The organism is Noviherbaspirillum galbum (genome assembly GCF_010974945.1).
In the GTDB taxonomy this organism is placed as follows: Bacteria; Pseudomonadota; Gammaproteobacteria; order Burkholderiales; family Burkholderiaceae_D; genus Noviherbaspirillum; species Noviherbaspirillum galbum.
The window spans coordinates 281,601-305,949 of the sequence record NZ_JAAIVB010000078.1 but is presented as its reverse complement, the minus strand read 5'-3'; the positions used below and the strand labels follow the sequence as shown (position 1 = coordinate 305,949).

Annotated in this window: 19 protein-coding genes; 12 read left to right on the top strand and 7 right to left on the bottom strand. The window is 64.1% G+C overall.

Going from position 1 to position 24,349, the window contains the following annotated elements:
• Nucleotides 1-580: 580 nt before the first annotated feature.
• Nucleotides 581-2,641: a PAS domain-containing hybrid sensor histidine kinase/response regulator gene (locus G3574_RS23985; protein ID WP_163968060.1), complete on the bottom strand. Its 2,061-nt coding sequence runs from the start codon at nucleotides 2,639-2,641 to the stop codon at nucleotides 581-583.
• A complete protein-coding gene (locus G3574_RS23980; RefSeq protein ID WP_163968059.1) occupies nucleotides 2,638-3,435 on the bottom strand; it encodes an alpha/beta fold hydrolase in 798 nt (265 codons plus the stop codon). Before G3574_RS23980 ends, G3574_RS23985 begins: the two co-directional genes overlap by 4 nt.
• 354 nt (nucleotides 3,436-3,789) lie before the next feature.
• On the opposite strand from G3574_RS23980, the gene G3574_RS23975 reads away from it, so the two are divergent.
• The 6 genes from G3574_RS23975 to G3574_RS23950 all read left to right on the top strand — a co-directional run bounded on the left by G3574_RS23975 (nucleotide 3,790) and on the right by G3574_RS23950 (nucleotide 10,589).
• On the top strand, nucleotides 3,790-5,094 hold the full coding sequence (locus G3574_RS23975) for a sensor domain-containing protein (protein ID WP_163968058.1): 1,305 nt from the start codon (nucleotides 3,790-3,792) through the stop codon (nucleotides 5,092-5,094).
• A gap of 142 nt (nucleotides 5,095-5,236) precedes the next feature.
• A complete protein-coding gene (locus G3574_RS23970; protein ID WP_163968057.1) occupies nucleotides 5,237-5,653 on the top strand; it encodes a hypothetical protein in 417 nt (138 codons plus the stop codon).
• 166 nt (nucleotides 5,654-5,819) lie between these two features.
• Nucleotides 5,820-7,055 carry a TIGR04063 family PEP-CTERM/XrtA system glycosyltransferase gene (locus G3574_RS23965; RefSeq protein WP_163968056.1) on the top strand — a complete coding sequence of 412 codons (1,236 nt, stop codon included), beginning with the start codon at nucleotides 5,820-5,822 and terminating at the stop codon, nucleotides 7,053-7,055.
• On the top strand, nucleotides 7,052-8,278 hold the full coding sequence (locus G3574_RS23960) for a glycosyltransferase family 4 protein (RefSeq protein ID WP_163968055.1): 1,227 nt from the start codon (nucleotides 7,052-7,054) through the stop codon (nucleotides 8,276-8,278). Before G3574_RS23965 ends, G3574_RS23960 begins: the two co-directional genes overlap by 4 nt.
• Entirely contained in the window at nucleotides 8,275-9,606 is a 1,332-nt protein-coding gene (locus tag G3574_RS23955; RefSeq protein WP_163968054.1) for a putative O-glycosylation ligase, exosortase A system-associated, read from the top strand. Before G3574_RS23960 ends, G3574_RS23955 begins: the two co-directional genes overlap by 4 nt.
• Nucleotides 9,603-10,589 (top strand): polysaccharide deacetylase family protein, encoded by a 987-nt coding sequence (locus G3574_RS23950; RefSeq protein WP_163968053.1) that lies wholly within the window; start codon nucleotides 9,603-9,605, stop codon nucleotides 10,587-10,589. Before G3574_RS23955 ends, G3574_RS23950 begins: the two co-directional genes overlap by 4 nt.
• A 477-nt stretch (nucleotides 10,590-11,066) precedes the next feature.
• Here G3574_RS23950 and G3574_RS23945 read toward each other — a convergent pair whose 3' ends face one another.
• From G3574_RS23945 to G3574_RS23925, 5 genes are all read right to left on the bottom strand, one after another.
• Complete coding sequence (locus G3574_RS23945) at nucleotides 11,067-12,149, bottom strand: glycosyltransferase family 4 protein (RefSeq protein WP_163968052.1); 1,083 nt, start codon at nucleotides 12,147-12,149, stop codon at nucleotides 11,067-11,069.
• 88 nt (nucleotides 12,150-12,237) lie between these two features.
• Nucleotides 12,238-14,250: an acyltransferase family protein gene (locus G3574_RS23940; RefSeq protein ID WP_163968051.1), complete on the bottom strand. Its 2,013-nt coding sequence runs from the start codon at nucleotides 14,248-14,250 to the stop codon at nucleotides 12,238-12,240.
• A gap of 111 nt (nucleotides 14,251-14,361) precedes the next feature.
• The gene (locus G3574_RS23935) at nucleotides 14,362-16,230 is read right to left on the bottom strand and encodes an asparagine synthetase B family protein (protein WP_205609897.1); all 1,869 of its coding nucleotides are present in this window, start codon (nucleotides 16,228-16,230) and stop codon (nucleotides 14,362-14,364) included.
• A 42-nt stretch (nucleotides 16,231-16,272) separates the two neighbouring features.
• Nucleotides 16,273-17,508, bottom strand: a complete 1,236-nt coding sequence (locus tag G3574_RS23930; RefSeq protein ID WP_163968050.1) for a pyridoxal-dependent decarboxylase, exosortase A system-associated — start codon at nucleotides 17,506-17,508, stop codon at nucleotides 16,273-16,275.
• Nucleotides 17,505-19,091 carry an acyl-CoA ligase (AMP-forming), exosortase A system-associated gene (locus G3574_RS23925; protein ID WP_163968049.1) on the bottom strand — a complete coding sequence of 529 codons (1,587 nt, stop codon included), beginning with the start codon at nucleotides 19,089-19,091 and terminating at the stop codon, nucleotides 17,505-17,507. The genes G3574_RS23930 and G3574_RS23925 overlap by 4 nt, the downstream gene beginning before the upstream one ends.
• A gap of 263 nt (nucleotides 19,092-19,354) precedes the next feature.
• On the opposite strand from G3574_RS23925, the gene G3574_RS23920 reads away from it, so the two are divergent.
• From G3574_RS23920 to G3574_RS23895, 6 genes are read left to right on the top strand one after another with little or no spacing between them, the layout of a single operon-like run.
• On the top strand, nucleotides 19,355-20,134 hold the full coding sequence (locus G3574_RS23920; RefSeq protein ID WP_163968048.1) for a hypothetical protein: 780 nt from the start codon (nucleotides 19,355-19,357) through the stop codon (nucleotides 20,132-20,134).
• The gene (locus tag G3574_RS23915) at nucleotides 20,118-20,384 is read left to right on the top strand and encodes an acyl carrier protein (protein ID WP_163968047.1); all 267 of its coding nucleotides are present in this window, start codon (nucleotides 20,118-20,120) and stop codon (nucleotides 20,382-20,384) included. Before G3574_RS23920 ends, G3574_RS23915 begins: the two co-directional genes overlap by 17 nt.
• Complete coding sequence (locus tag G3574_RS23910) at nucleotides 20,384-21,232, top strand: hydrolase 2, exosortase A system-associated (protein ID WP_235953596.1); 849 nt, start codon at nucleotides 20,384-20,386, stop codon at nucleotides 21,230-21,232. The genes G3574_RS23915 and G3574_RS23910 overlap by 1 nt, the downstream gene beginning before the upstream one ends.
• Nucleotides 21,223-22,170 carry a hydrolase 1, exosortase A system-associated gene (locus tag G3574_RS23905; RefSeq protein WP_235953595.1) on the top strand — a complete coding sequence of 316 codons (948 nt, stop codon included), beginning with the start codon at nucleotides 21,223-21,225 and terminating at the stop codon, nucleotides 22,168-22,170. The genes G3574_RS23910 and G3574_RS23905 overlap by 10 nt, the downstream gene beginning before the upstream one ends.
• On the top strand, nucleotides 22,140-23,468 hold the full coding sequence (locus tag G3574_RS23900; protein WP_235953594.1) for a glycosyltransferase: 1,329 nt from the start codon (nucleotides 22,140-22,142) through the stop codon (nucleotides 23,466-23,468). The genes G3574_RS23905 and G3574_RS23900 overlap by 31 nt, the downstream gene beginning before the upstream one ends.
• The gene (locus tag G3574_RS23895) at nucleotides 23,449-24,195 is read left to right on the top strand and encodes a tetratricopeptide repeat protein (protein ID WP_163968046.1); all 747 of its coding nucleotides are present in this window, start codon (nucleotides 23,449-23,451) and stop codon (nucleotides 24,193-24,195) included. The genes G3574_RS23900 and G3574_RS23895 overlap by 20 nt, the downstream gene beginning before the upstream one ends.
• Nucleotides 24,196-24,349 lie beyond the last annotated feature (154 nt).

Here is a 24,349-nt window from a genome sequence, read left to right as displayed (position 1 = left end):
TTTGATGGCGTGCCGGGCCTGGATTTGACAGGCAGCGTCAACTCGATGGCAATTGGGACTCAAGTGGCAGGGAGAATCTCAAGTTACGCTGAAGTCACGCTGTCTTGCTCCCCGTGGTCGGGACAGGCTCGAGTCGTTCCGATGCGGCAGGAGGTCGAACCATCATCTGCCTTTCAGGTGATTACTACCGTGGAGAACGGCATCCCCTCAACCCATCGAACAAGGTCGCCCGGAGTGACTCCCACATGGGGGTTGAAGCAGCTTTCTTTGGGTACTTTCGTAGGGTCCGCCTAGGGTCTGCTGATAAAGAAAGTACCTGGGCCGCCGGGACCAGCCCCGGCAAGTCCCTACGGAGTGGGAACCGCAACCGGGTCACCGGAGAGACGTCGGAACTCCAACAGAAATGTGAGTCCACGATCTGCCTTGCAAGGCAGATCGGTTACGCAGGCGCAAGGCAGTGCTTTGCGAAACCCCTGCTTCATCCCCGCCTTCGCAGGAATGACGGCGCGTTGTGGGGATGACGGCGCTAGACGTGGATGACGGAGGTAGGCGTCAACGCCGACGGCACTCTTCTCCTCACTCACTCCTCTCCCAAAAACACCCCTCCGATTCCCCGCTCCGTCTCCTCCAGCAAGCCAACCATCTCAACAAAAATCCCCCGCATCACCCCCCGATCCTGCCTCGCATGCTCCAGCGCAAAGCATGCCTGCTGCAACCGCGTCGCCCCCACCACCCCGCATGACGATTTCAACCGATGCGCTAGCATGCGCACCTGCTGCAGTTCGCTCGCCGCAAACGCGTCTTCGATTTCCCGCAGCGTAATACGCGCAGACTCCACGAAGCGCATGGCGAATCTGCGAAGGATGAGGGGATCATCCCCCACCATCGTCGCGAGGGTCGGCAGATCGAAGGCGCCGTCCGGCGCGTTGGCAGCGCGCACCGGCGTCCCGCGCTGGGTCACGTCGACGCAGGAAACCAGGCTGGCCAGCAGGCGGTAGAGCTGTTCGGGCTCGACCGGCTTGGTGATGAATCCGCTCATGCCCGCCTGCAGGCAGCGGGTCTTTTCCGCGTCGAGCACGTTGGCGGTCATCGCGATGATGGGAAGATCGCGGAACGCGGGCATGGCGCGAATGCGGGCCGCGGCCTCGTAGCCATCCATGACGGGCATCTGAATGTCCATGAGCACGGCGTCATACCGGTTCGCCCGCACCAGGTCCAGCGCGGCGCGGCCATCGACCGCGACGCTGACCCTGGCCTTGACGCGTTCGAGCTGCAGGACGGCGAGCTCCTGGTTGACCTCGTTGTCTTCCACGACCAGGATGCGCGCGCCGCGCAGGAGCGATATCACCTCCGCGAGCGGAGGCGCGCCGACCGCCACGGTGGCAAGCGTCTGGCTGCCGCGTTCTCCGCGGTCCTGCCCGAGCCGGGTCGTGAACCAGAAGCGGCTGCCCCGGCCGGGCTCGCTTGCGACCCCGATGTCACCGCCGAGCAGGCGCACCACCTGGCGGCAGATGCTCAGTCCCAGCCCGGTGCCGCCGTAGCGACGGGTGGTGGACATGTCGGCCTGCTCGAAGGCGTCGAACACGCGCAGCTGCTGTGAGGGCGTCATGCCGATGCCGTTGTCCGACACCGTCCAGCGCAGCACGCATCCGGCCGCGTCGCGCTGCAGGGTTTCGACGCCAACGTTCACCTTGCCGCCGGGCGCGTACTTGATCGCGTTGTCGATCAGGTTGGCCAGAACCTGCTGCAAGCGGTGGGGATCGCCGGCAACGACGGCGGGCACGTCATCCGCGATCTCATGGCCCAGGACCACGGCGCCGCGCTCGGCCGCGGTCGTGAACAGGCGCAGGCAATCCTGCACCAGCGCGGCCGGCTTGATCTCGACATCCTCGAGCTCGACCTTGTGCGCTTCCAGCTTGGAAAAGTCAAGGATCTGGTCCACCACGTGCTTGAGATGTTCACCGGAACGCACGATGGTTGCCAGCCGTCCGGCGAGCAGGGAATGTTGCGCTTCCTCGCAGGCCAGCCGCGCCATGCCGAGCATGCCGTTGAGCGGCGTGCGGATCTCGTGGCTCATGTTGGCCAGGAACTCGCTCTTCGCGCGCGCCGCGGCTTCCGCGACCTTGAGGGCGTCGGCGAGTTCGCGCGTGCGCGCCTTGACCCTTTCCTCGAGCAGCGTGGCGTCGAGCTCCGCCTTCTTCTTGGCCTTGAGCAGCTCGCGCTCGAAATGCCGCCGTTCGCTTGCATTGAAGACCGACAGCACGAACGCCGGCCGGGACGACGGCTTGCGGGGCAGCGCCTTGCCATGCACCAGAACCGGCAGCAGCGAACCGTCCCGCGCCTGCATGTCGAGGGCGATCTCGCCCGCGGCGCCCTGCATCTGGAGCAGCGGCTGGTAATGCGTATCGAAGAAGATGCGTCCGCCGGGCGGCAGCAGGTCGGCGAAGCGCCTGATGCCATCGGGAAGCGGGCCCTTCTCGTCGAGGCCGAGCCAGGAAGCGAGCGTGCGGTTGACGCGGCAGATGCCGCCGTCTGCGTCGAGCAAGGCATAGCCGCAGGGCGCATCGTCGAAGAATGCCGCGCTCCAGTCGTCGACGCGCGACGTGGACGATGTCCAGTCTTCGCCCGGCGCGCCCATCATTGCTCTCCGAGGAAGGCCGCAATAGCCGCGATCGTTTCCTGCGGAGCGCTCAGGTGGGGACAATGGCCGATCGCCTCGAGCCGCACGTAGCGGCTGTCGGGCAAGGCCTGGTGCACGTACTTGCCGACGGCTTCGGGCGCGATCGCATCCTGCGCGCATTGCATCACCAGCGTCGGCACGGGCACCCTGGGCAGGTCGGCGCGGTTGTCGCCGAGGAAGGTCACGCGCGCGAACTGCCTGGCGATCGCCGGATCGGTGCGGCAGAAGCTGTCCGCCAGTTCATCGCTTTGCGCGGAGCCTTCCTGCCGCCCCGTGATGACCGGCGCCATCGTCCTGGCCCAGGCCAGGTAGTTATCGTCGAGGAAGGCGATCAGGTTGTCGATGTCCTGGCGGGTGAAGCCGCCCACGTAGGCGCCGTCGTCGATGTAGCGGGCCGACGGACCGATCATGACCAGCCGGGAGATGAGCTCGGGCGCGGCGATCGCCGCCAGCGCGCCGATCATGCACGACACCGAATGGCCGACGAAGACCGCATCGCGCATGCCGAGCGCGCGCAGCATGCTGCAGACGTCGTCGGCATAGGGTTGCAGGGAATCGTAGCGGGATGGATCGTAGCAGGACATGTCCGAGCCGCCCGCACCGACGTAGTCGAAGAGAACCACGCGGTGGGAGGCATGGAAGGCGGGCGCGATGTGGCGCCACATGACCTGGTTGCAGCCGAAGCCGTGGCCGAAGACCATCGGCGTCGTGCCGGATCCGCCCAGGCTGATGTTGTGCTTGATGGTGATGGACATGGCGGCTTTGCTCCCTGCTTCCCTGCTGCGGCAATAGATGATCGAGAGGAATATCACGGCGGCCGGCCGTTCGCCATCAGAGATTTTCCTAGATCCGGTGAAGGAGCATGGAAATGAGCCTCTCCTGCCACTTGTGCAATTGAAGGGAAGCAGTTAAAACTATGCCTGAAGAGCGCAACGAACCGGACGTCCCGCCGGCCGCATGCCAAGGACGCCGGACCTGCCTCGTTGATTCGAAAACTTGACCTTTTCCCGGGCGGACGTGACGCCTTCCCGGCATGCGCCGATGCGCTGCAGACTGCGTCACGCGATCCGTCCGTTGTCGCTTTGCCACCTTGCCACGCGAGCCTTGCCATGTCGATTGAAACGATGGATCCCTTTGCCGACATCGCGGACCTGCTGCTCGACGCGATCGTCATCGTCGACCTGAGCGGCAAGGTCGTCGCCGCCAACGCCGCATGTCTTGCGGTGTTCGGCTACACCCCCGAGGAACTCACGGGGAAGACGCTGTTCGACCACGTGGTTCCGGAGGACCGCGCCAAGACATGGGAAGAGTCGCTGCTGGTCATGTCGGGCACGCCGCGCATCGGCTTCGAAAACCGCTACATCCGCAAGGATGGCAGCATCGCGCACATCATGTGGTCGGCGCGCTGCGATGCCGAGCGCCAGCTTCGCATCGGCGTGGCGCGGGACATCACCGCGAAGAAGCGCGCCGAAGCGGTGCAGATGGCGCTGTACCAGATCGCCGCGCTGGCGCATGGCAGCGACGGCCTCTCCCAGCTGCTCGATGAAACCCACCGCATCGTATCCCGCCTGGTCTCCGTGGCCGGCATGGCGGTCATCGATGCCCGCGTCAAGCACCGCCTGAATTGCCTCTACCAGTCAGATTCCTCGGGCAAGGGCGCGGGCATGGTCGACGAAGCGGCGCGGCAACTCGTCGACAAGGCCTTGCAGGAACAGCAGCCGGTCGTGTCGGACCTGCCCGGCGCGACGGGCGGCGCCGGCATGTCACTGCTGGCGGCCCCGCTTTCGGGCACGCAAGGTCCGGTCGGCGCCCTGATCCTCAAGAGCCATCCCGGCATGCGTTTTACCGACGACGATACGAAGCTGCTGCATTTCGTGTCGTCGCAGGTCGCGGTCGCGCTGGAACGGCGCTGGCTGCTCGACGAGCTGACCCGCTCCGCCCGCTACGACGACCTCACCGGCCTGCCCAACCGCAGGCTGTTCTACGACAGGCTGGAGACCGCGCTCTCGCAGTCGCGCCGGCGCAATTCCCGGTCGGCGCTGCTCTACCTCGACATCGACGGCTTCAAGCAGATCAACGACACCCTCGGCCACACGGCGGGCGATGAACTGCTGCGCGTGCTGGCGCGCCGCATCAAGAAGACCATGCGGGAGGAAGACACCGTGGCGCGCCTCGGCGGCGATGAGTTCGTGGTCCTGCTTCCGCACGTGAGCACCCTGGAAGCCGCCACCGGCGTGGCCGAAAAGATCCGTACGACCTGCAACGAAATGGTCTGGCTGGACCGCCACCTCGTCGAACCCCGGCTGAGCATCGGCGTGGCCATCTATCCGGACCAGGCCAGCGATGCCACGCAGCTGATGAAGCTCGCCGACCAGTCCATGTACGAAGAGAAGCGCCGCACGAAGCAGTCCTGACGCGCGCCGGCGGCCACGGCCGGGCTCCGACCATACCTTGCGAGCCACGATTTGCATGGCGCCGCGGCGCTTGTTAGTCTGGGCGTCATTCCCCCGCATGACACGGCGGACAATGCTCACCCGGCTGACAAGGACCTCTCACATGAACGCTCTTCCCGGCGCCCGCCTTGCCCTGGCGGCCTTGCTAGGCGCGCTGCTCGCGGCCTGCGGCGGCGGCGCGGGCGGCCCGACGCTCGCGCCGGCCGATTTCGTCGCCATGGCGAAGACCGCCGAATGCAGGGATCTGGGCAATCGCCTGTTCCTCATCGACGACAGCTTCGTGTTCTGGGACGTGAGCGGCAGTTGCCCCGACCTGTCGCCGGTGCGCAAGCTGTTCGGCAAGACCCCCAGCGACCAGCTCTGTTCCCAGACCGGCAAGCCGGTGGGCGTGGTCACGGTCTGCAGCGACGCCAGCGCCATTCCCATGTTCCATGCCATCCTCGATCACCTCGACCTGCCCGACCTGGGCCTGGGACCGTCCCACCGGGTGCAGGCCATCCCCTTCCAGAACCAGCCCTGATCGCGGCAGCGCCGAGGGAAGGATGGCGCCGACAAAAATCAAGCTTGCTTCACGCGGGATGCGGGATGTCGCCGGCCGGCCGACGTTATTTGGTATTTATCAAAGCGACAAAACATTTCCTGCGCAAAATTAAGTCCTTCCGGAACAACGCGGACTCATGCCTCCCATGCGCATTCTGCACATCCTCGATCATTCGATTCCGCTGCACAGCGGCTATACCTTCCGCACGCTTTCCATCCTGAAGCAGCAGCGGGCGCGGGGCTGGGAAACCTTCCACCTCACCAGCCCGAAACAGGGAGCGCTGCAGCAGCGCGAGGAAATGGCGGACGATTGGCATTTCTTCCGCACGCCCCCGGCCGATGGCTTTCCGGCGCGGCTGCCGGTGCTCAACCAGGTGGCGGTCATGAGCGAACTGGGCAAGCGCCTCGCGGAGATCATCCCGGTGATCAAGCCGGACATCCTGCATGCCCATTCGCCCGTGCTCAACGCCCTTCCCGCGATCAGGGCGGGCAGGCGCTTCAACATTCCCGTGCTCTACGAGGTACGCGCATTCTGGGAAGACGCGGCGGTCGACCATGGCACCAGCAGCGAAGGCGGCGCGCGCTATCGCCTGACCCGGGCGCTCGAAACCCACGCCTTGCGCCAGGCCGACGCGGTCACCACCATCTGCGAAGGGCTGCGCCAGGACATCATCGGCCGCGGCATCCCCGCCGACAAGGTCACCGTCATCCCGAATGCCGTGGACATCGCCAGCTTCCAGGGCAGCGGCACGCCCGATATGGCCCTGGCCGCGCGCCTGGGTCTGGACAACAAGCTGGTGCTCGGCTTCATCGGTTCCTTCTATGCCTATGAAGGCCTGCCGCTGCTGATCCGGGCCTTGCCGCGCATCCTGCAGCAGCGGCCCGATGCGCGAGTGCTGCTCGTGGGCGGCGGCCCGCAGGAAGAGGAGCTCAAGGCGATGACCTCGCATCTCGGGCTGGAAAACCACGTCATCTTCACCGGCCGCGTGCCGCATGAGGAAGTGCAGCGCTACTACGACCTGATCGACGTGCTGGTCTATCCGCGCCTGCCGATGCGGCTGACCGAGCTCGTCACGCCGCTCAAGCCGCTCGAGGCCATGGCGCAGGGCCGCCTGCTCGCCGCCTCCGACGTCGGCGGACACCGCGAGCTGATCGAGGACGGACGCACCGGCATCCTTTTCCGCGCCAATGACGTCGCGTCGCTCGCCGGCAAGGTCATCGACCTCATCGGCAACCGCCAGCAATGGACGAGCCTGCGCGACGAGGCCCGCCGCTATGTCGAGACCGAGCGCAACTGGAACAACAGCGTCAGCCGCTACCAGCCGGTGTACAGCCGTCTGTTCCACGGCGCCAGGACGGGTGCCGGGGCGAAGGCCGCATGAAGATCCTGACGTTCAGCACGCTCTATCCGAATCCGGAAAAACCGCAGCATGGCATCTTCGTCGAAACCCGCTTGAAGCACCTCGTGGCGAGCAAGGAAGTCACGGCGCGCGTGGTGGCGCCGGTGCCCTGGTTTCCCTCGCGGCATGCGCGTTTCGGCAGCTATGCCCGCTTCGCCCGCGTGCCGCGCGAGGAAGTGCGCTCCGGGCTGCAGGTGATGCATCCCCGCTATCCCGTCCTGCCCAAGATCGGCATGAACGTCGCACCCTTTCTGCTAGCCCAGGCGGTCAAGCCCTGCATCGGCCGCATGATCGACGAGGGCTTCGACTTCGACCTCATCGACGCCCATTATTTCTACCCCGACGGCGTGGCCGCCTCGATGCTCGGCAAGCACTTCAACAAGCCGGTGGTGATCACCGCGCGCGGCAGCGACATCACGCTCCTGCCGAACCATGCCATCCCCCGCCGGCTGATCCAGCGCGCGGCGCGCGACGCCGCCGGCATCATTACGGTATGCGATGCGCTCCGGCAGGAAATGACCAAGCTGGGGGTCGACGGGTCCCGCATCGTCCCCTTGCGCAACGGCGTGGACCTGCAGCTTTTCCAGCCGGGCGACAGGCAGGCATTGCGCGACGGGCTGGGCCTGCGCGGCTTCACCCTGCTTTCCGTCGGCAATCTCGTTCCCGTAAAAGGCCATGACCTGGTCATCCGCGCCCTCGCCATGCTCCCCGACGCAACCCTGCTCATCGCCGGCGAAGGCCCGGAACGAAGCGCACTGGAAAAACTCGCGGAATCCCTCGGCGTCGCTGCGCGCGTCCGCTTCCTCGGTTCGGTGCCGCAGGCGGGGCTGCGCAACTACTACGGCGCGGCCGACGCACTGGTACTCGCCTCCAGCCGCGAGGGCTGGGCCAACGTGCTGCTTGAATCCATGGCCTGCGGCACGCCCGTCATCGCCAGCAAGGTCTTCGGCACCCCGGAAGTGGTGACCGCGCCCGAGGCCGGGAAACTGCTGCCGGAGCGCAGCCCCGAGGCCATCGCGGCAGCGGCGCGGGCCCTGCGCGACGACTACCCCGACCGCGGCCAGACCCGCCGCTACGCCGAACGGTTCAGCTGGGACGACACCACCGCCGGCCAGCTTGCCCTGTTCGGCACGATATGCCGGCAGCGGCCGGCACGTTCCGCCGCATCGGCCCTGGCCGCCTTGACCACGGAAGGACAGCGATGAGAGACATCCTCATCGTGCTGATCGTCTTCGGCACGCTGCCCATGGTGTTCAAGAGGCCTTACGTCGGCGTCCTGCTCTGGGTATGGATCAGCGTCATGAACCCGCACACGCAGGCCTACGGCTTCGCGGTGACATTTCCCTTCGCGCAGATCATCGCCGGCGTGACGGTGCTGAGCCTCTTCATGACCTCCGCCCCCAAGGCGCTTCCCATGAAGGGGCCGACCATCGCCCTGATCGCCTTCACGCTGTGGATGAACGTCAGCACCGCGTTTTCCTTCTTTCCGGAGTATTCCCTGGAAACCTGGAACACCGTCATGAAGATCATGTTCATGACCTTCGTCACGATGATGATCATCAAGGAAAAGAAACACATCCAGCTCTTCATCGGCATGCTGGTGCTCTCGCTCGGCTTCTACGGCGTCAAGGGCGGCATCTTCACCATCCTCAGCGGCGGCTCCGACATCGTCTGGGGTCCCGGCAACACCTTCATCGGCGGCAACAACGAAATTGCGCTGGCGCTGATCATGACAATCCCGCTGATGCACTACCTCCAGACCCTGAGCACCCGGCGCTGGCAATGGTGGGCCTTGTCCGCGGCGATGGGCTTGTCCGCGCTTGCCGCGATCGGCTCCTATTCACGCGGCGCCCTGCTCGCCATCGTCGCGATGAGCCTGTTCATGACCGCGAAGAGCCGCTACAAGATGCGGGTCGCCATCCTCGTCATGATCTCGCTGCCGCTGATCTTCACCTTCATGCCGGAAAAATGGGCCAACCGCATGGATACCATCCAGACCTACCAGAAGGATGATTCCGCGATGGGCCGGATCAATGCATGGTGGATGGCATTCAATCTCGCCAGCGACCGGCCGCTGACGGGCGGCGGCTTCCAGATCTACGAGCCAGCCATCTTCCAGCGCTACGCCCCTGTGCCGGACGACGTCCACGCGGCGCACAGCATCTATTTTCAGGCGCTGGGCGAACATGGCTTCGTCGGCCTCGGCCTCTACCTGCTGTTCGGCATCCTCACCTGGCGCACGGGAACCTGGATCATCCGGGAAACCCGAAGGCGGGACGACCTGAAGTGGGCCTTCAACCTCGCGACCATGATCCAGGTCAGCATGATCGGCTTCGCGGTGGGCGGCGCCTTCCTCAGCCTGCTGTATTTCGACGTGCCCTACTACCTGATGGTTGCGCTCGTCGCCACGCGGGTCGTGGTCGAAAAGCAGTTGCAGGAAACCCCGGCCGCCAAGGCTGCCAAGACATCGGGCGCAAGGCTGGACCAAGGCGTGCCTGAGCCCCTGTCTGCCATGGAAAGGGGAACCGCATGAAGCAGGCCGGTTTCCGTTTCATCGCCCGCACGCTCTCGCTCTCGCTGGGAGGACCGCGTCTTTCCATCCTCATCTACCACCGGGTGCTCGCCCGCCCCGATCCGCTGTTTCCGGCGGAAGTCGACGCGGCAGCATTCATGGAACAGATGAGCCTCTTGTCGCAGATGTTCAGGATCCTGCCCCTCGACGACGCCATCCAACGCCTGCGTGCGGGCACCTTGCCCCCTGGCGCCGCCGCTGTCACCTTCGACGATGGCTATGCCGACAATGCCGACATTGCCCTGCCCATCCTGAAGATGGCCGGCGTGCCCGCCACCTTCTTCATCGCCACCGGCTTCCTCGACGGCGGCCGCATGTGGAACGACACCATCATCGAATTCGTGCGCCGCGTCCCGCTGCCTGAACTGGATCTTCGCCCCGCCGGGCTGGGCTGCCACCGGACGGGTTCGCTCGCCGAGCGCAAGGCCGCCATCCAGGCACTGATCGGCACGATGAAGTACCTTCCCCCGGACACCAGGCTGGAGCGGATCGAGACCATGCTCCGCTGCGTGCCGGTCGACCTTCCCCATGACCTCATGATGCGTTCGGACCAGGTGCGTGCCTTGTCCCGCGCCGGCATGGGCATTGGCGGCCACACCGTCAACCATCCCATCCTGGCCTCCGTCGACGATGCGTCCGCACTGCAGGAAATGGTGAATGGCAAGCGTCGCCTGGAAGACATCACCAGCGCGCCAGTCACGCTCTTCGCCTACCCGAATGGCAAGCCCGGCAAGGACTACCATCTCCGGCATGCCGAACTCGCAAGGAAGGCCGGTTTCCAAGCCGCGGTATCGACGGCCTGGGGTGCCGCCGGCAAGGAAAGCGATCCTTTCCAGCTTCCGCGATTCACTCCATGGGATCGCCATCCGGATCGCTTCCGGCTGCGCATGGCAATGAATTTGACGCGACGGAACGAAGAGCGCGTGTTTGCGGAAGCGGCTTGATGGGTCGATGTTGCCTGGGCAGTCGGCCGGGAATGCATGATGGATTGGTCGACTTGCGCGGGATGTCTAGTCAGGATTTCACGAGATTTTGCAGACACCAGCGACGGATGCTTTAGTCGTTTTCACGGCAGGTTCGAGGTTCGCCGTCATCAACTCAGAACGACGGAAATGGGATTCCCGCCTGCGCGGGAATGACAGAAGTGCGCGAAGGCAGGAGTCGCTCTTCTTTGGTTCCGTTTCGTGGGGCCCGCTTAGGGTGCGAGACCAAAGACATGAACTGGCCCGCCGGGGCCAGTCCCGGCACCGCCCCACGGAGTGGGAACAGCAACCGGGTCACCGGAGAGACACGCGCAACTGCCGTAGTAATGAGATTCCTGCCTCCACGGGAATAACGGGGCGTTGCAGGGATGGCAGATGTTGACACTGATGTTGAGACAATCCCAATGACAGTGGCAAACAGTGCTGCCAAAACCATCCCTACGCCACACTACCTACCATCTCCCCCACCTCGGCAACAACCTTCACCCCCTTCCCCTGCGGCAACACCTCCTCATACACCCGAAGAATACTCTCCGCAACATGACGCCAGCGATACTGCGTCACCACCTCCTTGCAGGCCAACGGTGCCCGAACCGCAGTGACGGTGTCGATCAACAGCCTCCGCAAGGCATCAACATCATCCGGCCCGCATTCCTTCACCATGGAAGACGGTTTCATTCCCATGGCATGACGATCGGTCATCACAACCGGCGTCCCCGCGGCAAGCGCTTCCATCACAGACAAGGGCATGACCTCGTCATGGCTAGGGAGGGCGAACGCCGTCGCCGCCGCATAGGCAGACGGCAGGATGGGATCCTGGTAGGCGATTCGTCCCCCATAACGCACATGCGGATAGGCCGTCAGCGCCGCGAGATAGTCCTCATGTTCTTTCAGGCACTCGCCGAACAGCATGACGGTGTATCCGGTGCCCGCCGTCGCCTTGACCAGGGCAAGCTGGTTCTTGTGCGGATTGATCGCCGCCACGTTCAGAATGCACGGGCCGTCGATCGCAAATCGCTCCCGGAACAGGTCCGGCGTCGCATCGAAGAAGCGCTGCGGAATGCCATTCGGAATCACGCAGACCTTGTCGGCCGGGATGTCGAAGGCCGCTTGGATGGACTCCTTCTCGGTCACGCCCAGGGCAATGATCTTGTGGGACTCATCGAGCGCAACCTTCAGCTCCTGGTAGATGGTGTGCACATGCCAATTGGTCAGGCGTCCGACCAGGCGTTCGATCATCGCCGAACGCCACCCTGTGAATCGGGTCCAGCTGGGGCGGATCAATGGCGACAGGACGACCTTGCATCCCAGGCTCCTGGCGGTCTCGACGATGCGGTGATTGCCGTTGATGGCCGCGAAGACATGGATGATATCGAACTGTGACAGCGATACGCGGCTGGGATCGACCAGCGTGACGTCCACGCCCAGTTCGCGCAGCCCGGCGATGGATTCGTTGATCTGGATCTGGAGGCCTCCCGTGCGCTGGTACAGCATGGGATAAGAAAGCACGCCGACTCGCATGGTTATCCTTTCCAATTGATAGACAATTCAGGCATCGACGCTGAACGACGCATTTCCGCTATCGACGCGTCAACGGCAACACCGCAATTCATTTCAGGCCATGCTGACCACGCTGGACGGTACCCGTAGCAGCCATGGCGGCCAGCGGGGCACTCGGCTGCCTGAGCGCCGGCATGGCGGCGTCCGCGATGGCGGCGGCCACTTCATCCGCGCCTGCCAGGGAAAGATGGTTGTCGTCGAAATAGAACGCAACGCCATCCTTCGCGCCGAAACAGGTTTGCCTGTCGCAGAACAATGCCGCCGGATCGATGACCTTGACGCCGGGCGGGACCTGGTCCAGCCGAGACATCACATAGTGATTGCGCTTGTCCCACCACGAGCGGCTGACGCCTGCCACGCTCGCCGCCGGGTGCGCCGCCCGCATCACCAGTTGATCGATGCGACGCGGAAGCTCGGGCGCCTGGATGACGAGGACGACCTGCTTGCCGCCGTACTGGAAACGTCTCAGCACCGCGAGAAAGGATGCCCAGCGCCTTTCCCTTTCCTCGCTGCCGATCTCGTCCGGTAGATCGGGATAGATCTTCTCGTGCGTGCCAAAGAGGGCGGCATGGATACGGTAGGACACCACCACGTGGCTGATACGCGGGTCGGAAGCGATGTCTTCCACCGTCCGCGCCGTCCATTCCGCGCAATGCCTCAGGCTGCCGGTCATGACGCGGCCATAGACAGGCGCGCAACCGCTGAAGGAATAGTGGCGGACCGCCGCTCCCGAGTTCTTGAGCCGGTTCCCCAGTGCGTAGGCGAGCTCGACGGTATGGCTGTCGCCGAACACCGCCCACTTCTCGTCGGCGGCAAAGTATTCGCAGGCGTGGCTCGCATCGACGATGTGGGTATCGGTGGAATGGCACTCCGCGCGCCGGGGACTGTACACCGCCGTTCTCAGGACGGCGAGCTGCTCGTCGGTCGTCTTCCAGCGTGCGAATCCATTCGTAGCATGCCCCGACAGGCCGACCGCGAGAAATGCCAGGTTGCCCAGCAAAGCCAGCGCGAATATCGACGACCGCCGGACGCGCTTCCCGTCGCGGAACGGCGTTTCAATGTATTTCCAGGTCAATCCCGCAAGCACCATCGTTACTGCGACGAGCGCGCCATAGGTTTGCCAGCGCGGGAAGTCCGGACTCACGTTGCGCGCGAAGGCGAAAAGCGGCTGGTGCCAGAGGTAGGCGCTGTAGCTGACCAGCCCGATCCCCACCAGCAGCTTGCTGCCGAGGATGCGGTTGGCTGTCGTCCCTTCGCGCGCGCAAAGGATGATCGATGCCGCGCCGAGCGTGGGCACCAGCGTATAGACGCTCGGGTAAGGAAGCTGGCCGTCATAGAAGAAGATGGCCCAGGCAATTGCGGCAAGGCCGGACCAGGCCACCAGCTCGTTGATCCAGCGCTTACCAGGCTGGCTGGAGGCACGCCCGGCGAGTATTGCCGTGCCCGCGCCGATCAGGAGTTCCCATGCCCGCGTCGGAAGGAGATAGAACCCAAGCTCCGGCCGGGAAAGCGCGCTCCATTGGGCCAGCGCGAGGCTGCCCAGGATGGATGCAAGGATGATGGCTGCCAGCCTGCGCCGGCCCTGCTTTCCGGGGCGTAAGACGAGAAGCAGCAAGAGCGGAAACAGGAAGTAATACTGTTCCTCGACTGCCAGGCTCCAGGTATGCAGCAAGGGCTTGAATTCGGCGCTGGCATCGAAATAATCACTCGTCTTCCAGAAGAACAGGTTGGAAGCGAAGAGGGCAACGGCCGCCAGGCTTTGGGTAAAGTTTTTCAGGTCGCCGGGTGACAGCCAGGCCCAGGCGAAGGGCAGGCAGCAGAGCAGGACGGTGAACAGTGCGGGCAGCAGGCGCCGCGCGCGGCGTTCGTAGAAGCTGGCGAGGGAAAAGCTGCCGCTTTCCATTTCCGCCAGCAGCAAGGACGTGATCAGATAACCGCTGATGACAAAGAAAATATCCACCCCGACGAACCCTCCCCTGCACAGGGACAGTCCGGCGTGAAACAAGATGACGGGCATGACCGCGATCGCGCGCAGGCCATTGATTTCGGGGCGATATTTCATCGAATCCGCCTGGTCGAGCGTGAGGTAGGCATAAGGCTGGCGAACGTGGAAAAAGGAAATGCCGGTGTACCAGCCGGCATTTCCGGCGCAGCGTGAATAAGTCGGGCGGTGTCAGGCAGTGGCTTGGTGCGACTTGAACCATTGTTCGAGCATCATCAGCACCCAGACCATGGTGCCGTGATAGCCGGCATGCTCCTTGAGATGCTGGTTCAGCAACTGGTCGATGAACACCGGATTGATGATGCGCCGCGCCTTCAGGTCATGGATGCTGTCCCGCGCCATGGCTTGCATCCTGGGATGCTGCTGAAGCCAGACACCGAAGGGCAACCCGAATCCATGCTTCTTCTTCGTGATGATTTCATCCGGCAGCACGCCACGCAGGGCTTCCTTGAAGAAGTAGCGCAGCTTGGTGCCCTTGAGCTTGAGATCTGGCGCCAGCCGGGCCGAGAAATCGACGACGTCGTCGTTCAGGAAGGGGAACGCAACCTGCATGCCGGCCAACTCGCATGCCTTGACCACCTTGGGCAGGTCATTGTCCGCGAGCGTGATCTTGAGATCGAGCGCAAGCATGCGGTTGATCAGCGTATGCGCATTGCACTGCCGGTAGGCGTCGTTCAGGCAGTCCATGGGAAATCCGGTATCGACCGTTCCCAGGAAGTCCGGAGCGAACACCGATTCAGCGCCGTAGCGCTCGAGCAGATTATAGGTCTCGAGCCTGGCGGGCATCGGGATAGTCGCCTGCTCGATATAGCTGCGCGCCTTGCGCAACAGCGGAATGCGTTGCCCGCCCGGCACCTTGAATGCAATCGGTTCCACGAAAGCCGCGCGCAAGGGAACGGGGATGCGCTGGTAGAGCGAAAAGATATGCTGCTTGGCATAACGCTCGTTGCCGCCGAACAGTTCGTCGCCGCCATCCCCGCCCAGCATGCGGTCGAGGCCATCGGCATGGGCCAGCCGCGCGCAGTAGTAGGCTGGTACGGCGGATGCGTTGCCGAAGGGCTGGTCGAACACCGCGGCGATCCGAGGCACCGCGTCGACCACGTCGTCCGGCGTGACATAGTATTCGTGATGGTCGGTCCCGTAGTGGCGTGCGGCGATGCGCGCGTATTCCATCTCGTCGTAGCCCTGGGCATCGAAGCCGATGGAATAGGTTTTCGCCGGGCCCTGTCCCAGGTTTGACAGCAGGCCGGCAATGGTGGAGCTGTCGGTGCCGCCGCTGAGGAAAGCGCCGGTGCGGCTCGTCGCCGCCTGCTTGACGGACGATCGAAGGACGCCGATGAATTCCTCCTTCAGTTCCGCGAAGTTCACACGCCGGGTTTCCTCGAATTGCATCTTCCAGTATTTCTGGATCTGCAATTCGCCCTTGCGCCACAAGGCGAACTCGCCAGGCTGAAGACGCTGCTGGTTCCGGTAGATGCTGTCGGGTCCCGGCACCATGTGGAAGTACACGTAGTTGAAAAGCGCCTGAGGATCAATGTCGCTGCCCGCATCAGGATGGCGAACGAGACAGGCCGACGAGGTGCCGAAGAGCAGCCCCTTGCCCAGTCGCTGGAAGACGACCGGACGGCTGGCCATGCGGTCGGTCGCCAGCAGGACGGCGTCGTTGCGGTGATCGATGATGCAGAGGGAGAATTCCCCGAAGACCATGGCGCAGAGTCCGCTCCCCTTCGCGAACCAACAGCGCGCCAGCACGGCTGCCGCGCCGTGCTGCTCGGCCTCAGCCTGCAGGTGGGTATCGCGAAAGCGGGGCATGCCGCATGCGATCACCGTCAGGCCAGGTTCGGCGTGGAATTGCTGGGACGTCTCCCTGCCGGCGATGGCGACGCCATGGTTGATTCCCGTGTCGACGCGGATGCTCGTGCCGTTGAATTGCGCCAGCGGCGCCGCCATGCAGTTGGCGATGCGTTGCGCATCCTGGTCTCGCATGCCGATGGACATCCAGCCGCAAAAGCCGGTGGCGGCGTATTCTCCCTTGAACATTGCATTCCTCTTATGATTGATGTTAGGCGGCATGCGAGCAAATCACACAAGCATCTCGGCCGGCGCAGGATGGCTGAGAAATGCCGTCGGGCTGGCTGTCAGCCCATAGGCGCCGGACTGAAACACCACGACAAGGTCGCCCGGTCCTGCCTTGGGCAACTCCATCTGGTCGGCGAGCAGGTCGAGCGGCGTGCACAGCGGCCCCACCACCGACACGGTCTCCTTCACGGCTCCCTGCATGCGGTTGCCGATCGCCACCGGATAATTCTTGCGGATGACCTGGCCGAAATTTCCGGAAGCGGCGAGATGGTGGTGCAGTCCGCCATCCGTGACGAGGAATACCTGACCTCTGGATTCCTTGCGCTCGATCACCCGGCAAACGTAGATCCCTGCCTCGGCGACGAGAAAGCGGCCGAGCTCGATGATCAGGCGGGTGTGCGGCAGGTTCTTTTCCGCAAGGGGAATGAGTTCGTGCAGGCCGGCGCCGACCGTGGCAAGGTCCAATGACTGCTCGCCAGGGAAATAGGGCACGCCGAGGCCGCCGCCGATGTTCAAGGTACGCAGGCCGGTTCCCGCCGAATCCTGCAAGCGGATGGCGAGATGCAGGGTCTTCTCCTGGGCTTCCCTGAGCGCGTCCGCGCGCAGGCTCTGCGAGCCGCTGAAGATATGCAGGCCTTCGAAATCCAGGTCCAGCTTGCGCAGGCGGGCGAGAACCTCGGGCACCTGTTCCGCGTCGATGCCGAACTGCTTGGCACCACCACCCATCCGCATGCCTGATGACTTGAGTTCGAAATCCGGATTCACCCGGATGGCGACGGTCGGCCTGATGGACAGCTTGTCCCCCAGCGCGGCGATCCGTTCCATCTCGTGTGCCGATTCCATGTTGATGACGCAGCCGGATGCCACGGCGGAGGCAAGCTCGGCATCGGACTTTCCCGGCCCGGCGAAGCTGACGCACCTGGCCGGCATGGTCGTATCGAGGGCAACACGCAGTTCGCCGCCCGAGGCGACATCGAATCCATCCACGAGACCGGCAAGGTGCTGCACGACGGCGGGCATCGGGTTGGCCTTGATGGCGTAATGCAATTCGATCTGCCGCGGCAGGTGCTGGCGCAGTTGCGCAACGCGTTCGCTGATCTGGGCGCGGTCGTACACATAGAAAGGCGTCTGGCCGGCGCGCTGCGCGAGGCGCGTCAGCTCGATGCCGCCAACGCACAGGTTGTCGTTGCGCACGGCGAAGCGTGTCTGCGGCGGATGAACGGGACGAGCGCCACTCATGCGACGGCCTCCGCGCGCTGCGCGGTCAATTCCTGCGCCAGCAGCTTTCGATCGATCTTTCCGTTGGGATTGCGCGGCAGGCTGCCGCAGCGGATCTCAACATGCGAAGGCAGCATGTAGGCGGGCAACTTGGCCTTGCAGGCATCGATGAGCGCCCGCCCGTCTCCCGCCTGACCGTCGCGCAAGACGGCGACCACGGTGATGGCCTGGCCAAGGACGGGATGGGGCATGCCGAAGGCGGCCGCCTCGGCCACGAGGCCGGTCGCGTAGAGAACTTCCTCCACTTCCGTCGGACTGACGCGGTAACCCGACGTCTTGATCATTTCGTCCTTACGGCTGATGAAATACAGGTACCCGGCATCGTCCATGCGTACCGTGTCGCCGGACCATACCGCCAGCTCGGGCAGGGGCAAGCCGCTATGCGGCGACAGCACCGGCTTGAAGCGCTCCGCCGTCTTGACCACATCGTTCCAGTAACCCATCGAGACGAGGGCGCCGCGATGCACCAGCTCGCCGGGTTCGCCCGGCGCGCATGGGCTTCCGTCCTCGCGCAGCACCATGACCTCGGCGTTGGGAATGGCCTTGCCGATGGAGTCGGGCCGGAGATCGATCTGGTCGGGCGGCAGGTAGGTGGAACGGAATGCCTCGGTCAGGCCGTACATGAGGAAGACCTTCGTTTCCGGCAGCACGCGGCGGAGCGCGTCGAGCGTGGTGCGCGTCATGGCGCCGCCGGAATTGGTGATGTAGCGCAGCGAGGTGCGCGCGGGCCATTTCTGCTGGCTCAACTGTATCCACAACGGCGGCACGGCGGCGAGGCCGGTGACGCCCTCCTCTTCCACCGCGCGGACGACGTCCTGGGGAAGCAGGTGGTTCAGCAGCACCACCGAGGCACCCACATGGAACGCGGTCGTCAGCTGGCTCAGGCCGTAGTCGAAGCTCAGCGGCAGGACGGCGAGCAGGCGATCGTCGGCGGTGTTCTCGAGGTAGGACGAGACGCTCTTCGCGCCTGCCACCATGTTCCGGTGGGAGAGCACGACGCCCTTGGGCTTGCCGGTGCTTCCCGACGTGTAGAGAATGGCCGCCATGTCGATGTCGATGATGCGCGGCAGCGCCGGCGTGTCACGGCAGGAGGACAGCTTGTCCCACGCGACCAGCTTCGCCCTTCCGACAGAGATGTCCTTGTCCACCGTCCCCACGACCACCACCGTCTCGAGGTCGGGGCATTCCGCGAGGGCCGGCGCGAGAAGGCGCAGCCTGTCGGCGGACGTCACGAGGATGCGCACGTTGCAGTCGGCAAGGATGTAGGCTACCTGTTCCGCCTTGAGCAGCGGATTGACCGGCACGAAGACACCGCCGGCCGCGGCCGCGCCGAACATGGCGACGACCGTTTCGAAGCGTTTCTCCAGATAGACGGCGACGCGTTCCCCGCGACCCAGCCCGATGCCATGATAGGCCGCGGCCACCGCGCGCACCTGCGCCGCGAGTGTCCCGTAGTCCATGGTCTGCGCCAGGTAAGTCAGTGCGCGTGCGCGCGGTTTCGCGGCCGCCGTGCGCAACAGGAGTTCATGCACGAATTCACTCATGTTTAGTTTCCCTCGTTCCCTTTGACGGAGCCATTGTGAAAGTGCAGTTGCCTTACGACATTGAGAAATTGCAAACACTGCGCACTCTGCCTTCGAACGCATCAAGGCGCTGTCAGCCGTGCTTGATATGGGAATGTTCCGAGCGGCCCGCTTTCCAGCCGATGCAAATTCAACAAGCAGTATTTGTCGGCGATCAAGAAGTGCGCTGTGGCACGCCCCTAGAATTCCCTCACTGAAACACTCGACACCGGAAGGACGCGCCGATGCTGCGCCATCTCGCAAGCCGCTGCATGAAGCTATCGAAGGCATACCGCGAAACCGTCGCCCAACTCGGCGCGGGCAACGCCTTCCTTTATGCGATGGACCGCGTCCTGTCAGCGGCGTCGGGCGGCCGGATTCGCATCGTGAAGTACTACGTGGTGGCGCAACCGGTGTCGGGAGACGCGCTGCTTCCTCCCGGACGGGGCCGCAAGCTGACCGTTCGTCCGGTGCTGCCGGGAGACGACCTGGCCCGCGCGTTTCCACGCCCGCCTGCGGTGATCGACAGCCGCTACCGGCAAGGAGCGCATTGCCTCGCCGCCTACAAGGACGGGGAATTCGTCGGCTTCCACTGGCATGTTCACCGCCAGTACGAGGAGGACGAAGTGAGGGCCATATTCGGCATGAAGAGCCCGGCCGCGGTCTGGGACTTCGACGTTCATATCGAGCCCGGTCACAGGCTGGGGATTGCCTTCCTCCGCTTGTGGGAGGAAGCGAACGGCCTGCTCGCGGGCCAGGGCGTGCATTGGTCCTGCAGCCGGATCTCCGCCTACAACGCCGATTCGCTGCGCTCCCATGGACGCTTGTCCGCGACCCGGCTCGGCATGGCCGTGTTCCTGCGAATCGGGCCCTGGCAGGCCATGATGTCCAACATGAGACCGCGCCTGCATGTCTCGCTGCAGGCGGCGTCGCGACCTGTCTTTCAAATCGATACCACCTGGCTCGACGCTTCCCGGCCGGGCCGCAACCCTTCCTTATGGAGAAACCATGCAGCATCTCGATGATGTCAGAAACATGCTGGCCGATGTCCTCGGCCTGGGCGATCGCAAGGCTCACCTTGACGCCGACTCGCCGTTGCTGGGAAGCGTTCCGGAACTCGATTCGATGGCGGTGATCAGCGTCATCGCCGCCATCGAGGACTGGTTCGGCGTCACCGTCGATGACGATGAAATCAATGCCTCCGTATTCCGGACCCTCGGCACCCTGGCCGAATTCGTCGACGCGAAGCTTGCGCTGACCCAGAAGACGGCCTGATGTTCATGCCCGGTCCCCGGCGCCCTGCCCGTCCGTTCTTCCTGCCCGCAGGCGATGGAGAGCGCTATTGCCTGTTCCATCCGCCTCAGGAGGAAAAACAGGCGCGCGGCAGTATCCTTTACGTTCATCCTTTCGCCGAGGAGATGAACAAATCACGCCGCATGGCGGCGCTGCAGGCCAAGCGCTTTTCGCAACTGGGCTACGGCGTGCTGCAGATCGACCTGTTCGGCTGCGGGGACAGCACGGGCGACATGCGCGACGCTTCCTGGGAAACGTGGCAGCAGGACCTCGATCTCGGCGCCTCGTGGCTGCGCCAGTGGATGGACGCGCCCCTGCATGTATGGGGCTTGCGTCTCGGGGCGATGCTGGCGCTCGACTTCGCGCGCCGCCAAACGGCGGAGGTGGAGCGGTTCATCCTCTGGCAACCGGTGATCAGCGGCGAAGCCTTCCTGTCCCAGTTCCTGCGCATGAAGCTGGCGAACGCGATCATTTCCGGCAGCGGCGCGCCAGGGCCAGGCGTACGTGAGCTGCGCGAGACGCTGCGTGCCGGCATGCCTCTCGAAGTCGCCGGCTATGAACTTCCCCCCGCGCTTGCCGGCGCCATCGATGCCTTGCGTCTCGAGGATATACGCTGCGGATCGCCGGTCGACTGGTTCGAGATCGTGCAGGAGCCCGGCCGGCCCCTGCCGCCGGCGTCGCGGCGCGTGCTCGACACCTGGACGGCAAGCGGCATCGATTGCCGCCTGCACCTGGCTGCCGGTCCGTCCTTCTGGATCAGCCAGGAAATCGGCGAATGTCCCGAGCTCATCGACAAGACCTGCAGCACGCTGAGTGAAACATGCCCATGACCATGGCCCATCCTTCCGATTCGCTAGCCGTGGAAGCGTGTGAAGAACGCGCCACCGCCTTCCAGTGCCACGATGCCTGGCTATACGGCATCCTAAGCGTGCCGTCGCAGCCGGCGCAATCGTCGTCGCGCGGCGTGCTGGTCGTGGTGGGCGGGCCGCAATACCGCGCGGGAAGCCATCGGCAATTCAGGCTCCTTGCCCGCGGCCTCGCCGCCCAGGGCATACCGGCGTTCCGGTTCGATTACCGGGGCATGGGCGACAGCGACGGCATGATGCGCACCTTCGAAAGCGTCAACGACGACATCCGCGCAGCGATAGACCACTTTTTTTCGCAGGTTCCCGAACTGGAAGAGGTCGTGTTGTGGGGCTTGTGCGACGGGGCGTCGGCTTCCCTGTTCTATGCGAGCCAGGACGCGCGCGTCGCGGGATTGGCGTTGCTCAATCCCTGGGTACGCACCGAACAGGGCGAAGCGAAAGCCTATCTCAAGCATTATTACGCACGGCGCCTCTTCGCGACCGAACTCTGGAGCAAGATACTCAGCGGCCGGTTCGACTACCGCTCCGCTGCACATTCTTTCTGGAAGATGGCGACGAAAACCCTGCGCGAGACAAGCCCCGAAGCCATCTCGCCCAATCAGGCCGCGAAGGCGTCCGACAGCCCTGCCCAGCCGCTGCCACGGCACGTGCCTTCGCTGCCGGAACGCATGCTTCTCGGCCTGAAGGCGTTTCGGGGACCGGTGCTCCTCGTCCTCAGCGGCAATGATCTCACCGCGCAGGAATTCTCCGATCTGGCGGGCGCCAGCAAACCGTGGCAAGCGGCACTGGCGGATCGCCGCGTGCAGCATCGCAGGCTGGATGAAGCCAACCATACCTTCGCGCAGCGGAACTGGCGCGACCAGGTTCTGCAATGGACCGCAAACTGGGTACGCTCATGGTAAGAAAAGTCTTGATGGTGGCCTACCACTTTCCGCCGCTGCGCGGCAGCAGCGGCATACAACGTACGCTGAAGTTTTCCTCCTACCTGCCCGACTGCGGCTGGGAGCCTATCGTTCTCACCGCCCATCCGCGCGCGTACGAAAGTGTTTCCTCCGACCAGATGGGAGACATCTCGCCCCGGGTCACGGTCAGCCGTGCCTTCGCCTTCGATACCGCGCGGCATCTCGCCGTCTTTCGACGCTACCCGCGTCTCCTGGCCCTGCCGGACCGCTGGGTGTCCTGGCTCGCCGGCGCAATTCCCGCCGGCCTCAGCCTGGTGCGGCGCCATCGTCCGGACGTCATCTGGTCCACCTACCCGATTGCGACCGCCCACCTGATCGGCTGGGCATTGCATCGGCTGACCGGCCTGCCATGGGTCGCGGACATGCGCGATCCGATGACCGACGATGACTATCCGAGTGACCGCCTGACGCGTTCGGTATTTCGCTGGATAGAAAACCTGACCGTCCGATCCGCGGATGCCGTCATTTGCACCACACCCGGCGCGGTCGAGGACTACCGGCGACGCTTTCCCGGGGTCCCGGCAACGCGATTCAGGCTGATCGAAAACGGCTACGACGAAGAGGTGTTCAGCGCCGTCCTACCCAAGCAGGGTACAGCCGCCGAGGACCATCGCACCGACAAGCGCTTCACGCTGTTGCATAGCGGGATCATCTACCCCTCCGAACGCGATCCGAGCGCCTTGTTCGCAGCCCTCGGCAAGCTTCGCGCGGAGGGCATGGTCAATGCGGGAAGTTTTCGCCTCGTGCTTCGTGCTACCGCGCACGATGATCATCTCCGGCCGATGTTGCAGGCGAACGGCATCGCCGATCTCGTCGACCTGGCGCCGCCTTGCCCTTATCGGGAAGCTCTCGGCGAAATGCTGAATGCCGACGGCCTGCTCCTGCTGCAGGCGGCGAACTGCAACCGGCAGGTGCCGGCCAAGCTTTACGAGTACCTGCGCGCACGGCGACCCGTTCTTGCCCTGACCGATCCGGCAGGAGATACCGCTTCCACCCTGCTGCACGCGGGCGCGGGGACGATTGCCCGTCTCGACGATGCCGATGCGATCAGGGTCGCCCTGATCGACTTCATCAAGCATGCGAAGTCCGGAAGCGTCCCGGTATTGTCCGAGGCGTCCGCGCAAGCCTTTTCGCGGCGCGCGCGTACCCGGGAACTCGCGGCTGTGCTGGACGCTTGCCTGCGCCCTAACAAACTAGCTTTGTCAATGGAACTTGGCGATGAAAAACCTTTATCCTGAACGCAAGCCACTGCGGCTGATCGTTGCGCTTGCCGGCATCGTGGCATCGACGCTGGCGCAGGCGCAGTTCGATGGCATAAGCTGCGGCGAACTGAGCAACGGCTTCGGCCCCTACGACTATCGCAGCCCATCGGAACGGCAAAACCTGCCGATCGTGGAAAAGCATCACTTCACATCGCAAGTCGAGGCCTTGACCAAGAGTGTGACCGGCAGCGTTGCCGGCGACATCGACTACACCCTGCGCGCATTCCCCAACCACCTGCGTGCCCTCGATGCCATGGCACGTCTCGCCTTGCGAGAACACACGCCCAAGCCGAAGGGAGCGAATTACACGGTAACCTGCTATTTCGAACGGGCCTTGCGCTTCAAGCCGCATGACGGCCTGGTGTACATGGCATACGGACACTTCCTCGCACAAGCAGGACATACCGAACAAGCCATCGCCATGATGAAGCGGGCTGTCGAACTCGAGCCGTACAATGCCTCTGCCAACTACAACCTCGGCGTGGTCTACCTGAAGGAAAAAGACTACGAGCAGGCGAACAAATACGCTCAGGTCGCCTATTCCCGAGGCTATCCCCTGCCGGCACTGCGCAAGAAGCTGGAAGAACTTGGGAAGTGGCAGGAAGCGTCGGCGGCGAATGCGGTAGAAGAAAAATCGCCGGCCTCGGTGGCTGCTTCGCCTGACGCTGTTCCAGTTCAAGACGGGAAAAGCACTGCGCAATAAACTGGCCGGACGTCCAATGCCGGCGTAGACATGGGATTCCCGCCTTCGCGGGAATGACGTTGAATAACGGGGACGGCGGCGACCTGACACCGGCAGTGTCAGCGCCGCGGTTGAAAGCGCTACACGCAGCAAAGGGGTGAACGGGGTGATTTGG